At 41.3% G+C, this 14,902-nt stretch carries 14 protein-coding genes; 9 read left to right on the top strand and 5 right to left on the bottom strand.

The annotated features are described in order from the left end of the window. Window positions 1-202 precede the first annotated feature (202 nt). Complete coding sequence (locus ACZFYI_RS06510; RefSeq protein WP_462523315.1) at window positions 203-973, top strand: YdcF family protein; 771 nt, start codon at window positions 203-205, stop codon at window positions 971-973. Between the two features lie 340 nt (window positions 974-1,313). Here ACZFYI_RS06510 and ACZFYI_RS06505 read toward each other — a convergent pair whose 3' ends face one another. Then, window positions 1,314-2,831, bottom strand: coding sequence for a M20/M25/M40 family metallo-hydrolase (locus ACZFYI_RS06505; RefSeq protein ID WP_462523314.1), 1,518 nt, complete (start codon window positions 2,829-2,831; stop codon window positions 1,314-1,316). 220 nt (window positions 2,832-3,051) lie between these two features. Then, the gene (locus tag ACZFYI_RS06500) at window positions 3,052-5,808 is read right to left on the bottom strand and encodes a putative LPS assembly protein LptD (protein WP_462523313.1); all 2,757 of its coding nucleotides are present in this window, start codon (window positions 5,806-5,808) and stop codon (window positions 3,052-3,054) included. Between the two features lie 67 nt (window positions 5,809-5,875). Here ACZFYI_RS06500 and ACZFYI_RS06495 point away from each other — a divergent pair, with 67 nt between their 5' ends. The 3 genes from ACZFYI_RS06495 (at window position 5,876) to ACZFYI_RS06485 (ending at window position 9,575) form a co-directional block, all read left to right on the top strand. After that, window positions 5,876-6,676 carry an N-acetylmuramoyl-L-alanine amidase family protein gene (locus ACZFYI_RS06495; RefSeq protein ID WP_462523312.1) on the top strand — a complete coding sequence of 267 codons (801 nt, stop codon included), beginning with the start codon at window positions 5,876-5,878 and terminating at the stop codon, window positions 6,674-6,676. Between the two features lie 256 nt (window positions 6,677-6,932). After that, window positions 6,933-8,561 carry an acyl-CoA carboxylase subunit beta gene (locus tag ACZFYI_RS06490; protein ID WP_462523311.1) on the top strand — a complete coding sequence of 543 codons (1,629 nt, stop codon included), beginning with the start codon at window positions 6,933-6,935 and terminating at the stop codon, window positions 8,559-8,561. 171 nt (window positions 8,562-8,732) lie between these two features. Beyond that, the gene (locus ACZFYI_RS06485) at window positions 8,733-9,575 is read left to right on the top strand and encodes a transglutaminase-like domain-containing protein (RefSeq protein WP_462523310.1); all 843 of its coding nucleotides are present in this window, start codon (window positions 8,733-8,735) and stop codon (window positions 9,573-9,575) included. Here the strand turns inward: ACZFYI_RS06485 and ACZFYI_RS06480 are convergent. Then, window positions 9,572-10,150, bottom strand: coding sequence for a redoxin domain-containing protein (locus ACZFYI_RS06480; protein WP_462523309.1), 579 nt, complete (start codon window positions 10,148-10,150; stop codon window positions 9,572-9,574). The two genes, ACZFYI_RS06485 and ACZFYI_RS06480, sit on opposite strands and share 4 nt — an antisense overlap. A 46-nt stretch (window positions 10,151-10,196) precedes the next feature. Beyond that, a complete protein-coding gene (locus ACZFYI_RS06475; RefSeq protein WP_462523308.1) occupies window positions 10,197-10,826 on the bottom strand; it encodes a 4'-phosphopantetheinyl transferase family protein in 630 nt (209 codons plus the stop codon). Window positions 10,827-10,864: 38 nt separating this feature from the next. On the opposite strand from ACZFYI_RS06475, the gene ACZFYI_RS06470 reads away from it, so the two are divergent. The 5 genes from ACZFYI_RS06470 to ACZFYI_RS06450 are packed head-to-tail and all read left to right on the top strand — an operon-like array spanning window position 10,865 to window position 14,349. Continuing rightward, window positions 10,865-11,773 carry a WD40 repeat domain-containing protein gene (locus tag ACZFYI_RS06470; RefSeq protein WP_462523307.1) on the top strand — a complete coding sequence of 303 codons (909 nt, stop codon included), beginning with the start codon at window positions 10,865-10,867 and terminating at the stop codon, window positions 11,771-11,773. Window positions 11,774-11,778: 5 nt separating this feature from the next. Further along, window positions 11,779-12,663, top strand: a complete 885-nt coding sequence (locus ACZFYI_RS06465; RefSeq protein WP_462523306.1) for a DivIVA domain-containing protein — start codon at window positions 11,779-11,781, stop codon at window positions 12,661-12,663. Then, entirely contained in the window at window positions 12,663-13,028 is a 366-nt protein-coding gene (gene folB / locus ACZFYI_RS06460) for a dihydroneopterin aldolase (RefSeq protein ID WP_462523305.1), read from the top strand. The genes ACZFYI_RS06465 and folB overlap by 1 nt, the downstream gene beginning before the upstream one ends. Then, the gene (locus ACZFYI_RS06455) at window positions 13,021-13,884 is read left to right on the top strand and encodes a ChaN family lipoprotein (RefSeq protein WP_462523304.1); all 864 of its coding nucleotides are present in this window, start codon (window positions 13,021-13,023) and stop codon (window positions 13,882-13,884) included. The genes folB and ACZFYI_RS06455 overlap by 8 nt, the downstream gene beginning before the upstream one ends. Window positions 13,885-13,890: 6 nt before the next feature. Beyond that, a complete protein-coding gene (locus tag ACZFYI_RS06450; RefSeq protein WP_462523303.1) occupies window positions 13,891-14,349 on the top strand; it encodes a DUF4268 domain-containing protein in 459 nt (152 codons plus the stop codon). 91 nt (window positions 14,350-14,440) lie between these two features. On the opposite strand, the gene ACZFYI_RS06445 is transcribed toward ACZFYI_RS06450, so the two are convergent. Continuing rightward, the gene (locus ACZFYI_RS06445) at window positions 14,441-14,764 is read right to left on the bottom strand and encodes a transposase (protein WP_462523302.1); all 324 of its coding nucleotides are present in this window, start codon (window positions 14,762-14,764) and stop codon (window positions 14,441-14,443) included. Between the last annotated feature and the right edge of the window lie 138 nt (window positions 14,765-14,902).

The following is a 14,902-nucleotide window of genomic DNA, read 5'->3' as shown; positions in this document are numbered from 1 at the left end:
AAGCCCATCGGAATTAACCCAACCGATGGAACCTAGCCCTGAAGGGGCGAAATAATATGATAGATTCCTTAATCAGAAATTCTCCCAATCCTGTTCTTTTCCAATTAATTTCCATTTTGAAACCATTGAATTCTTAAATTCGACAATCCAAAACTGCTGACCCTAGGTTTTGGATTATTTATTATCCCAAAAACCCATCCGCATGTTCTTCTACCTTTCACAGTTCCTGAGTTTTTTGGCCATGCCGCTTACCATTATCCTGATTTTGCTGATTTCAGGATTTTGGCTTCGCAAAAAAAAATACGGTAAGAAATTGATGCTTAGTGGAATCATCCTGATGCTTTTTTTCTCCAATCAGTTTTTGGCAAATCTCGCCATGAATACTTGGGAACCGGATTTCAAAAGCTTTGATACACTACCTCAATATGAAGTAGGAATTGTCCTGACAGGAGTGACCAACCTGAACAAAACTGTTTTTGACAGGGTCTTTTTTAGCAGAGGTGCAGACCGTGCCACACATACAGTACAACTTTATAAATTGGGTAAAATCAAAAAAATCCTCATCACAGGAGGTCAGGGACTTGACCCTACCAATCCGAATACTGAAGCTGATTTATTAAAGAATTTTATGGTCATGACAGGCGTACCGGACCAAGACATCATGGTGGAAACAGCGGCTAAAAATACAAGAGAAAACGCTGCCTTTTCTAAAGAAATACTCCTTCAGAATGGATACAACATAGATCAAAAATTTTTACTGATCACTTCGGCTTTTCACATGCCCCGTTCCAAAGGTTGTTTTGACAAGGTCGGATTACAAACAGATACTTTCCCTGTAGATTATTATTCGGAGGACATCCGCTTCAGTATTCCTCTACTGCTACAACCAGACCCCTATTCTATTTTTATGTGGCACAAACTTTTCAAAGAATGGATTGGGATTACAGTTTATTGGTTGGTGGGGTATATTTGAGTTATCAGGTTATCAAGAAGGGCCTCTCCAATGATTGGTTCTAATTGTTCTAGTGGTTGTAATTGTTGTCTGCTTCTCGTTGTCAGGTTGTCGAGTTTTCGGGTTATCACAAGTCTTGAATCTTGCTTCTTGCGTCTATTTTTGTTGTCTGCTTCGCGTTATCAAGTTATCTGGTTACCAAATCATCCATGTCCGGAAGCTTGGTACATTATACTTGGTTCTATTACCGTACCTCTCACTTCTTACTCTTTTACCAATACTGATTCCCCCCATCTCAGACTGCCTCCTAGATTACCAAATCCCTGTCTCAGGTCTCATATCTCAAATCTTGCGCCTATTTCTACAAATCCTCCGTCAAAATCGCCAATGCTGTCTTGATGCCTTCCTTGTAATTTCCCAAACGTATATTTTCATTTGGACCATGTTGGTTGTTGTCGGAATTCACAGTCACCACGGTCACTGCGGGGATTTGTAATGCATCGACAAAAGGTGAAATCGGCAGGGACCCACCACTGATGCGTATTTTGATCGGATCTTTCCCAAATGCCCTCACCATGGCCTTATTGAGCCAAATCCCCGGTTCAGAATCAAACGGAGTCCTGAATGCCTGATAGGAAATACTGCCTTTCCACATCAGTAATTTTGGATATTTGGCCCTTTCTTCATCTGTAGGCGCACGGTCAAGAATGTGATAGCCTTGGCCTTCTATGTGTTTTTTGACTAAAGAAAATAATCTTTCAGGATCACTCTCGGGTACCAAACGGACATCTATCTCGGCCGTAGCATCTGCCGGCACAATGGTCCTGGCTTCATTTCCCACCCATCCTGAGGACATTCCTCTGATATTCAAGGAAGGATATTGCAGGGATTCTTGGTATGTACTGCCCACTTTGTCCGTGCTGCCGATTCCCAATTTGCGCTTGATATCTGTTTCATTGTCTGGAACCTGCCTCAATATTTCCATCTCGGTTTCTGTGAGGGCGATCCCATCGTAAAATCCGGGAATGATCACCCTCCCCTCTTCATCTTTCATGGAAGCAAGCAATTGGGCCAACCTGAATGCAGGGTTAGGCGCATAGTTGCCATAGTGTCCGCTGTGTTGTGCAGCTCTCGGACCAAAGACAGTCAGGGTAATTTCTGATATTCCCCTTGCGCCGAAACTCAAGGTAGGTTCATTGCTGAGGTGTCTAGGTCCGTCCATGATGATCATCATGTCGGCAGCTAACTTATCTTTGTGGCTGACTACAGCTACAGGCAGATTAGGAGAACCTATTTCTTCTTCGAAATCAAGAATGACTTTAATGTTATAATTTGGCGATATTCCTTCACTCACAAGTGCATCCCAAGCGGTAAGAAACATCGCCAAAGGACCTTTGTCATCAGAGGAAGAGCGTGCAAAAATCCTCCAATCCGCATCATAGGAATTCTTTAAGGTTTCCATAGGGATCATTTCCCATTTGCCGTTTTGCATATTTTTCAATACAGGTTTGAAAGGGTCTTCCTGATCCCATCTCTTTTTGTCCACAGGCTGACCGTCCACATGGAAGTAAAGCAAAACCGTCTTTTTGGCTTTGGGAACTGTTTTTACAGCCAAAAGCATGGGGAATCCCGCCGTCTCCAGCCTTTCGATATTCCATCCTCTTTTTTCAAAGTTTGCCTCGCACCAAGCAATGTTTGGAACAAGCTCTGCCGGGATATTGGAGTTGTTGGGAATGGAAACAAGGTCATTGAGAATACCTATACCGGATAGGAAATGCTTTTCGGTGACGGCATCGAGATCCATGGCTTTCTTTCCTTGGGCAAAAAGGAGCAATGGCAAAATCAGGAATAGACCTAAAATGGAGAATGGCTTTTTCATTATGAATGAGAATTTAATGGGATGATTTTCAAAAGATAATCCAAACAGACAATAAAAAAAAGTGGTTTTCTGCCAATGATTATGCTAAAGGGAAACTCGATCTTGAAAGTTGATGGATGTTTTCGATCATAAATGGTACAGACCAAATAAAATGAGAGGAATAAGAGGGTGTTTGGGATTTGGAAAAGTTCCCCAATATAAATCCCCCCTTTAGCCGTTTCTAATCAAAGAATGATCTTCTTCGTGATACTTTCAAGTCCTGAAGAATGGAGGATTTGACCCTGATGTCAAGGTTATAGGAAGTAAAGCGTCCAAATGGTATCCAACTTACATTCATCTGCCAACAGTGGAGGTCTCTAGCCAATCCTATCATGGATTGGGTCAGTTGTGCAGTCATAAAATCATATCCTCCGCTGTAGGTGATTTTCCACTTTTCGGAGATACTCAGGTCACCGTTGATATTGATCGCAGAAGTGATATTTGACTCCCTTCCTGGTTGTTGGTTATAGGCTATGTTAAACCCAAAACCGAAAGACCAAGGAATATTCCATTCAATGTACTGTGAGGGGTCATTGATGATTTGGTTGATTTCGTTTTCCACAAACTCATTGAGCTGACCTCCCTGCTGCAGGAAGTCATCGGTCATTTGGTCCCGCATCTCTCCGGCTTGTCCTCCCTGTTTGGCAGGATTGAGGTTACCGTTGATGTTCATGGTGACATTCCTGAATTTACCCAATCCCTGACCACTTTTCCAGGCAAATTGGTTGACTCTGCGGCCGGTGACTGCACCGGTTTCAGGATTAGTGGTAACCAATTCTGCATAGGGATCCAAGGTGGCAGCAATATTAAGGGACAGTTTATTGTCAAAAAAAGAAGTCCTTGTATCCATTCTAATGGGTGCCAATTGGAAAGAATCTGCGGCAAAATTATAATTTGTACTGATGTTCAAGGTTTGCAATAATGGGATTTTCTTCGTCTCCACCTCTCCTGATTCATTGTATTTCTTCAATTTGGCTTCCAAGGTATTCCTGATATTCACATTCAGGGATTTGGTTTCGCCTAATGGCGCTCCACCAAATACAAAGCCCTGATGCCTTGAAAAAAACTGGGTTCTGCCTGCGGAATCTAACTGGACATTTTGGTAGTATCCGAATGAAGGGTCTGAAAAATCAGGGCTTAAGGTAAACCCAAAAGAAGGCTGCATGTGGTGCCTGATGGTCTCTATTTTTTTACTTCCTTTAAAATTATAAAACCCATACAAGTTGGTATCCATAGCGAAGGAGGAATTGTAAAAAGTCACCCTGTTGAAGCCTGATTCCAATATTTTATCCACCCTTTCCTCTACAGGATTGTAGAAAAAGTTGGTTTTCTCTAGGTACCAAAGTTCTGTTATATTCGCTGATGCAGTTCCTGTAAAATACTTGAACAATCGAAAATTAGAGGATATTGGGATGGTATTTTTTGCACCATTGCTTGCATTTTTGAGAAGCAACGGAAGATTTTCAAGGTTAAATGGAATGATATCTTGGGTAGGACTGATTCCCTGCCCCTGATTGACCACATCACTCGATACGCCTAAAGGAGGCGTGACCCTATTGGTAATGGTATTTTGAAGGTTAAAATTCCAAGCAATGTTCAGCGTCTTGATCGGTTCGAATTTGGCATTTTGAAAGGGGTTTTGCCTGTTCATATTGACAGCGATATCCGGCAAAATCAGATTGACTTCCCCTGATTGGATATTTTGGGAATGCCTTAGGTTAGCAGACATGCTAAATGGAGTTCCTGTAAAAGTCTTGCTGTAAGCAATATTGGAGGAAAATTCAGACTTTACATTTTGGACAAAACTGTTGGGATTGACCACGACATTGTTATAGTTCGAGGTTCCTGCGTTGACGGAAGCTGAAAACCTTGAATTCCCCCTGGACTCCGGAGAATGGTTCCAATTGACCCAAATGGTGTTGTAATCCACGGGATTCAGCTCTGTTTCAGGACTTTGGAATTTTTGGTAATCCACATTGAAACCCCCACTGAACCTGTATCTCTTTTTGTAAATTGTGGAGGCTTTGGCTCCCCATCCCCCATTGGAGAAAATATCTCCCGTGACCCGGGTATGGATATAGTCATTGAAAGCAAAATAGTAGCCAAAGTTTCTCAGAAAAAATCCCCTCACCTGCTCCTGTCCATAGGAAGGGAATACAATTCCTGATGCTTTTTCTTCAGGTGTATCGGGAATAATCCCAAAAGGCAAACCCAAGGGTGTAGGAATATTATTGAAATAGAGGTTAAAAGGTCCGGTTACAACCTGTTTGCCTCTGATGGACTTGATTTTGCTTGAGTTGATATGCCAATGCGGCTCAGCAAGATTACAAGTGGTATAAAATCCATGATCAAGATAGATGCTGCCATCCTTGTCCTTTTTGATGGTCTGACCACGGAGCAATCCATCCTGCTGTTCGGTGACGACATCCTTAATAATAGCCTTTTGGCTTTTGAAGTTATACCGCATTTCCTTGCGGATTTCATAGGAAGTGGCCCCTTCCTTAAAAATCGGATTCCCCTCAATAGCGCCCAAAGAATCGGTCACCCCGGAAGCAAAAATCTCGCTTTTTTCCCAGTCAATGATGATAAGGTCAGCATCAAGCCTGATCAGACCATATTCAAACCAAGCCCCTTTGTGAAGGAATACTTTTTTGGATTCAAAATCAGTAATGATACTATCTTCAGCGTAATACTTGATTTCCGTTTGGATATCCCCTTTGGGTGCTATCTTTGTGCTGTCGCTTTTGGGAATGGTATCGCTTTTTATTGCGGGCAAAGTATCCAAAACCGACGGATTCATCGTTGGAGTTCTAAGTACTGAATCCGGAGCAGTAATCCTGTTCTCTACATTTCTTTGGCTTCTTTTTTGTGAATAGCCCTTTTGTGGCATTGCCCACATAAATAAAAAGAGAAGCAAAAGGAAGCAAGTATTCCGCACTTAGTGATTTTAATTTATTTAAAAATTTGTAAAATTTGCCTGAGCAAAGTTAATAGTATTAACACGCATGAAACGCCCCAAAGTTAAAAATATTCTTATTATTTCGTTCCTGACGATTTCATTCTTGCTATCAGGATTTGTTTCCACAGGGCCAAAAGCACCTGAATTCAAACTGAAACGTATTGTCATCGATGCCGGCCACGGAGGCAAAGACCCCGGGGCTCTTGGTGCCACGTCCAAAGAAAAGGACGTTGCACTAAAGGTAGCACTTCAGGTTGGGCAATATATTCAGGAAAATCTGCCGGGGGTAGAGGTGATTTACACAAGGAAAACAGACACATTCATCGAGCTTAAAGAAAGGTCAAATATTGCCAACCGAAACAAAGCTGATCTTTTCATCTCCATACATTGCAATGCCGTTCCAAACAAGTCAGCATATGGCACAGAGACTTTTGTGATGGGAACCAAAAACTTCGAAGCTAACTTTGATATCGTAAAAAGAGAAAACTCTGTAATTCTTTTGGAGGAAAATTTTGAAGAAACCTATGAGGGTTTTGACCCTTCTTCCCCGGAATCCTACATGATGTTCAACCTCATGCAGAAAGCCTTTCTCTCGAATAGCCTTTCCCTTGCCTCCAAGGTTGAGGATGATTTTAGCAACCGGGTCAATCGGTATTCAAGAGGCGTAAAGCAAGCACCTTTATATGTGCTCTGGACGACAAGCATGCCTAGCGTACTGATAGAACTTGGTTTTATTTCCAATGCCAAAGAGGAAAAATACCTCAATTCCAAAGATGGACAGATATATCTTGCCTCAGCCATCTACAGATCTGTCAAAGCATATAAGGAAGAGATTGAGGCTTTGTAAGGGATGTCAATTTGTGATTTGAAATTGAAGAAAGCTTTTAGCCGACCGCCTCTCCTACTTTCCTGAATCAATTACACATCTCTACCAATGGTAAGGCGAGTCACTTTCATTAGATAGAATGCCACTTTTACTGACCCTTTCCCATTAATGGCTTGTTATTCTTTTTTGGCAATCAGGAAATAACAAATTCAATTTGATTCTTGTGGGTTAATTAAGTTATTTTAGCATCAACAGAAAACTAAACCCAAGTGCCCTTATGGATATCGAATTGAACAAAAACGAAGACCAGATGAAGCAATTACTTTTTCATCTTCAGAAAAAAACAGAAACTGTAAAGCTTGGTGGTGGAAAGTCCCGGATTGCCAAAGAACATGAAAAAGGGAAGCTTACTGCAAGGGAAAGAATCGATTACCTGATTGACAAAGAATCGGAATTTTTGGAAATCGGGGTTTTTGCAGCAGATGGCATGTACGAGGAAGAAGGCGGTTGCCCATCGGCAGGAGTAGTGACAGGAATTGGCTATGTCAGCGGAAGGATGTGTGTCATCGTAGCCAATGATGCGACTGTAAAAGCCGGCGCTTGGTTTCCGATGACTGCCAAAAAGAACCTCCGTGCACAGGAAGTCGCAATGGAAAACAGGCTTCCGATCATCTATCTCGTGGACAGCGCAGGAGTTTTTCTCCCTTTACAAAATGAAATATTCCCGGACAAAGAACACTTTGGCCGTCAGTTCCGCAACAATGCACGCATGTCATCTATGGGAATCATCCAAGTGGCAGCTATTATGGGAAGTTGTGTGGCAGGAGGAGCCTACCTACCCATCATGTCTGATGAGGCGATGATCGTAGACAAAACAGGTTCCATATTTTTGGCGGGATCATATTTGGTAAAAGCCGCCATCGGAGAAACCGTGGACAACGAAACCTTGGGAGGGGCAAGTACCCACTGTGAAATCTCCGGTGTCACAGACAACAAATACGCCAATGACCAAGAATGCCTTGACGCCATCAGGAATATTTTTTCAAAAATTGGAGCTTTTGAAAAAGCCGGATTTGACAGGATTGCATCACAAAAACCCGCCAATGAGGAAGCTGATATTTACAGAATATTGCCTAGTGACAGGGTGAAGCCTTACGACATGATTGATATCATTTCAAGAATGGTCGATGGTTCTGAAATAGAGGAATACAAAAAAGATTATGGCAAAACCCTCATCTGTGCCACTGCCCGGATCGATGGCTGGGCGGTGGGCATCGTCGCCAATCAGCGCAAAATCGTAAAAACCAAAAAAGGGGAAATGCAGATGGGCGGTGTGATTTATTCCGATTCGGCTGACAAAGCCGCAAGGTTTATCATGAACTGCAACCAGCGTAAAATCCCTTTAGTATTCCTTCAAGATGTCAGTGGTTTTATGGTTGGAAGTAAAGCCGAACATGGAGGAATCATCAAGGACGGCGCCAAGATGGTCAATGCTATGGCAAATTCGGTAGTGCCAAAATTTACGTTTATCATAGGAAATTCATATGGCGCAGGAAATTATGCGATGTGTGGGAAAGCTTACGACCCGAGATTGATCTATTCTTGGCCCACAGCGCAGATGGCAGTCATGAGCGGTGCCTCAGCAGCCAAGACCCTACTTCAGATAAAAGTATCAACACTGAAAAAATCAGGAAAAGAAATCAGTCCTGAAGACGAAACCAAACTACTTCAGGAAATCACCGACAAATACAATGAAGAATTGAGTCCCTATTATGCTGCTGCAAGATTGTGGGTGGATGGGGTCATTGATCCTTTGGAAACCAGAAAAATCATCAGCATGGGAATCGAGGCTGCCAACCATGCCCCTATTACAGAGAGGTATAATGTTGGTGTGATACAGACATAAGAAGCAAGAGCCGAGAAGCGAGAGAAAAGAAAAAAGACTTGTGATTTGAGGTTTGAAAGCTTTTTCGGCATGTTTAGAAAATTCCAAATTGAAAAAAGGCTTATTTTTAAAACAACCCATTCTATTTTCCATTCATGCTAAATTTCATTAAATTGGATATTAATTCTGCCCATGGAAAAACTCAGTGAAAACGAACTTCATGCTCTAGTTTCCCTGCTAGATGATAGTGACCGGGAGGTAAAAAGCCATGTGATTGACAAACTGATTTCTATAGGCCATCCTGTGATTCCTTTTTTGGAAAAAAAGTGGGAAGAAAGTTTCAACCCTGCCATTCAAAAAGAAATAGAAGACTTGGTCCACAAGCTTCAGTTTTCACAGTTAAAAGAGAGACTCATTGATTGGAAAAGCTCTCCTGAACAGGATCTGTTGACAGGACTTTGGATCATCAATACCTACCAATACCCGGATCTGGAATTTGAAAAACTGAATGCAGACATGCACCAGATTTATTTTGAGGTATGGACAGCTTTCAAAAACGATCTCCTCCCCTACGAACAGGTAAGGATCATCAACGGCGTTTTGTTCAATTCCCTTCGCTTTTCCGCCAATACTAAGAATTTTCATTCTCCAGGTAACAGCATGCTGAGCAATGTGCTGGAAACCAAAAAAGGTAATCCCATAAGCCTTTGTGCCATTTATCTATTGGTGGCCAAAAAACTCGGTCTTCCAATTTATGGTGTCAATCTACCTAACCTGTTTGTCCTTACTTATAAATCTTCCGATGCTTCTTTCTATATCAATGCCTTTAACAAAGGGCTTATTTTTTCCAGAAAAGACATCGTAAATTACCTAGAGCACCTCAAAATTGAATCAAGGGAAGTGTTTTTTGAACCTTGCTCCAATCAGGATATCATAACAAGGACCCTAAGAAACCTAATCGTCGCGTTTGAAAAACTGGGTGAAATAGAGAAGACAGGAGAAATCAGGGAACTTCTGGAAATTGTTGAGGCTTAACGCAGCTTGATATTGCAGCCTACTGCCCGGCTGGAGGCAGGGCTTGGGTTGCTCTTGTTTTCTATAGCTTTAAGTGCACTTTCAAGATACCTGATGTTGGCACTTTCGGCCAATTGAGGGTTATTGTCTATTGCTCCCCTGTAGGCGACTGCGAATCCCGTTGGGCTAGGAGTGATGACGACGACTTCCGGTAATTTAGTGATTCCGAGCTGTTTGGTGACTACCTGATCAGCATCTACAAGGAAAGGGAAATCCATCTTTTTTTCACCGGCCCTTGCTTTCATTCCATCTGTAGTTTCTTCCTCTTCGATCCCGACATGGGGATTGATCAGCGCAAATACAAAACCCTCCGAAGCAAACTGATTGCTCAAATTCACAATCCTTTCCTCATACAATTTGGAAAAAGGGCAATTGAGACTTGTAAAGACCAAAATAACGGCTTTCGCCTCCCCATGGGATTCGAGGGAAAATACACCTCCTGATACCGCATCTTTCAATTGGAAGTTTTCTACCCTTTGAGCAAAAGAGGATGAAACCAAAAAAAATGTCAGGAGAAATAGAAATAAATTTTTCATTTTCAGGTATGAATTGCGTTATACTATAAATATACGTACAAAGAAGCTACCAGATAGTATAAGTGAGGACTATATCATTTTGGCACTCAATTTTGACCTGATAGTGGTGATCAGAAAATTCGGTATTTTCAATCCTTCCTTTGATCACTTTGTCCTCTAATGTAAATGGTGAAAGTCGGATATTATTCTTAAGGCTGACACCTCTTCTGCCCTGACATTTAAAGATAGATTCCTTAGCCGACCAGGCAATGGTATTGATAAGGGGATCACTTCCAAGAAATTCTATTTCACATTTGTCCAAAAATTTTGGACCTAGACGGACTACCTTTTCTCTGACAAAATCCAAATCAATACCTACAGGCATTTCCTTATGAAAGATGGCTGCCGCAAGACCTTTGGTGTGAGTCATAGACACATGGCCAAAGCCGTCCATGGGGTGCGATTTGCCATTTTCATCTTTATAAAACCCGGGATATGGCAACGAAATACAGTCTAGCGCTTCTTTAATGGCAATTCTTGCACCTTTCCACTCTTTTTTCTTATCAGGGTGTGATATATTGGCAAATGAAAGTTTTTCCCTAAAGCTTAAAAAATCAGTTCCATTTTGGAAGACTTCCTCAATATTCTTTATCGCCAAAGCAGATAAAGGACTTATTTTTTCTATTTTTGTTTGCATAGACCCATTATGGGATGAAGCGCTAATCACCGCAAAATATGGTAAAAATCCAAGTAAATAAACTGCATACATTGACCGGCCATAATGATTGTATTTATGCCTTGGCAGAAGCACCTGACCCAAGGTATTTTTTTACAGGGTCAGGAGATGGAATGGTAGTTTTATGGGATTTAGATGATCCAAGGGACGGAAAACTGATTGCCAAGGTCAATCATTCTGTATATGCACTAGAGGTCGATACCCAACGAAACCAATTGATTATAGGCCATAATTTTGAAGGAATCCACGTGATAGATTTGGTGGACCAAAAGGAACTTTGGTCTTTGAATATTACCAATCAATCCATATTTGACATCAAAATATCCGGCAACAATATTTTTGTAGGTACCGCAGATGGTTTGATTATCGTCATTGATACCGAAACCAGGGCAGTAAAAAGACATCTTAAAATCTCAGAAAAGAGCGTCAGGGTTCTTGCCATCAGCCCTGCAGGCGACAGAATAGCCGCAGGCCTTAGTGACCACAGCATCAAAGTTTTTGATTTGAATACGCTCGAGCCAATCTTCAACCTGATTTCTCACAGCAATTCTGTATTTGCACTTGGATATGATCCAAACACCTCAGTGCTGATCAGTGGAGGAAGGGATGCAAGCCTTAAAATCTGGAATTCAGGAGATTATTCATTAAAGCAGACCATAATCGCCCATTTGTATGCCATAAATTATTTGGCCTTCCGTGAAGATGGCAGATATTTTGTAACTTGTAGTATGGACAAATCCATCAAAGTATGGGACGCCGAATCCTACAAACTTCTCAAGGTCATCGACAAGGCAAGGTATGCGGGTCATGGCACCTCTATCAATAAAGTGGCATGGAGCCGATACAACCAAAACATTATTTCCATCAGTGACGATAGAAAAATCTCTATCTGGAACTTAGAATTTTGAAAAACATGAACATAACCTCTAAAGAAATTAGCCAAAAGTCCTTTGAGAAAAATTTTCGGGGATACGACAAGGATGAAGTAACCGCATTTTTGGGCGTATTGGCAGATGAATGGGACAAATTGCAGGCAGAAAAAAAAGAACTCGAAAGGGAACTTCAAAACAGCCAAAGAGAGGCAAAAAAACTCAAAGATGTAGAAGAATCCCTCTTTAGAACTTTGAAAACAGCAGAAGATACCGGAGCCAGTATCATCGAAGAGGCAAGTATTGCTGCTTCCGAGATCTTGGCCGAGGCCCATCACAATGCGGATTCGATGGTCAATGAAGCAAAGAGAAATTCCCAGAATCTGATCGAAACTGCTGAATCCAAGGCAAAACAGATCATGGAGGAACTGAAGGAAAATGTCAAAAGCCTTGTAGAAAGCTATGAGAAACTGATCAAAGAAAGGGAGCTGATCATCAAGAACATGAAGCGCCTTTCCGAAGATCTGGATGATAAAATCACCACCTCCAACGAATCCTTCAAAAAAGTAAATGTGCAGGCACATGCCAAAGTGGTCGAAGAACTCAGCAGGACCAAAGCTTTTACCATCGCAAATATTGCCTCTGTTCAGGAGGATGATGCGCCAATGACCAAACAAATCATGCCTGAAGAACCCGAAGAAAAATCTTCCCAAAAGACAGATGAGCCTATTACTACGACACAAGCAGATGAAACCGAAGAAATCGTCCAATCAGAAACCGAGGAAATGGTAGAATTGGTCGAAGAATCGAAATCCGAAACCATCCCCGAGGTACAAGAACCAGAGGCTGATAGCCGTAAAGATGAAAAACCCGAGGAGGCAAAAGCAAAACCTGATAAAGGAAGCTCATTTTTTGACCAGTTTGATTGATGGGAAAAGTATCACTTGAAGGGATAGAATTTCATGCCTATCATGGTGTGTTCACCGAAGAGACCAAATTGGGCAATAGGTTTACTGTAGATATCCACGTGGAGACCGACTTCCGTAAAGCCATGCTTGATGACGACTTAAAGTCAACAGTGGACTATGCCAAGCTCTACAAAATCGCCAAAGCCCACATGCTGGAACCGGTCAAATTATTGGAACATCTGGCACACCTGATGATTCAGGATATCAACAAGGAATATCCTGATCTAAAATCAGTCATCGTAAAAATCAAAAAACACAATCCTGCACTCGGAGGGGTGGTCAATTTCTCCGTGGTGACAGTGACCTATCCTGAAGACTATGCATAAAAATCAAATTCTAGCAATCATACTCCTATTTGTATTTCAAGTTTCATTTGCCCAAACGGAGCCATATAAAATATTTGACAGCAAAGGAAAAGAAGTTTCTTTTGAAAATCTGCTCAAAGATGCGAATAAGTCTGAGGTAGTATTTTTTGGGGAACTCCATAATAACAGCCTTGCCCATTGGCTTCAATTGCAGCTTTTGAAAGGTCTTCATGAAAATGGAGGAAGAGTGGTCCTTGCCGGAGAATTCTTTGAAAGAGATGACCAACTGAATATCGAGGAATGGTTTGCAGGGAAAATGACGGATAAAAACTTTGAGGCTGAAGCCAAGCTTTGGAACAACTATCAGGTGGACTACAAGCCGATGATGCTCTACGCGAAGAAAAATAATATCCCCTTTGTTGCCTCGAATATCCCGAGAAAATACGCTTCCATGGTCAGCAGAAACGGATTGACAGTTTTGGACAGCCTCTCTGAGGAAGCCAAAAAATATGTGGCACCTTTGCCAATTGAGGTGGATAAAAACCTTCCAGGCTATGTGGGCATGAAGGACATGATGCACGGGTCTGGTATGAATGCTGACTACATGGTTGAAGCTCAGGCTGTCAAGGATGCCACGATGGCCTATTCACTTTTTGGCTATCTCGAAAAAGGAAATGCCCTTTTTCACGTCAATGGCTCCTACCATTCCAATAATTATGAGGGGATAATATGGTACCTAAAAAAGGATTTTCCAAAAACTAAAATCCTGACCATTTCCACTGTTGAGCAAGAAAACATCAAAGAATTGGAAGAAAAATCCAAGGGCATCGCAGATTTTATAATCGTGTTGCCTTTAGACAGTCCCAAAAGTTACTGATCTAAGATGTACTCCCAAGCTGAATCTTCAAAAATCCGACAGGATTTCTGGACTGCTTTTGGGCAATACATGAAGCCCGTACCTTCCGCCCAGGGATACCGGATCAATTGGCAAAATTATAAAACAGGTGTCAAAGACGTCTATTTCAGGATGAAAACCGAGAGAGATTTTATCTCGATCGGAATAGAAATATGCCATAGGGACGATGAAATGCAACAACTTTACTTTGAGCAGTTTCAAGAATTCCGAAAATTGTTGGAAGCAGAACTTGGTGAAACATGGGATTGGGACCTCCACCAATTTGATGATTTAGGAAAAATTGTATCCCGGATCGAAAAAGTCAAAAAAGGATTGAATGTATTTAACCAGACAGATTGGCCGGAAATCATCAGTTTTTTAAAGCCAAGAATAATTGCATTGGATGCTTTTTGGGCGAATATCAAGCCTGCTTTTGAGGATTTATGAAACAACCTTTGAGGTCTACTCTTTGGAAGAATTAGGACCTCGAAGGTTTTAAACCAAGAAATTACAATTACACTTTTTCAAGGAAAACCATTTATTCCAAAAGAAGGTCCATTGGTAGGTATTCTTCAACATTTATCTCGTGCACTTTTTTGAATTCTTCCAAATCTCCGAACCACCCTAAAACTTCGTCTCTTCTAATTTTTGATGGCTTAGATGACAAATAGGAATTATAGGATGAATATTGCCAATCAGAAGGTTCTTTTCTGAGGCCATGTTTAACAGGGTTGTGATGAATATATATAATCAGCCTAGTGTAATATTCATCCGATTCAACTTTTTTCCTCTTAAATTTCCTTTGGAATAATCCCCCGTTTCTTGTGTATAATTTGTTAAAACTTTTGGTGTAAGCGTTCAAAAAATCCCCAATTGATTTTACAATTTCTTCATGATTACAATTGTCTTTAACCCTAACCATAAAATGAAAATACCGGCCATACAACCCAGGCTAAAAACCAGCAAAATAGTTAACAGTAAAGTTTTTTTCATTCCAATT

The sequence above is a fragment of the Aquiflexum sp. genome, assembly GCF_977115555.1.
The sequence above is the reverse complement of the archived record's forward strand: the minus strand, read 5'-3'. Positions and strand labels throughout refer to the sequence as shown.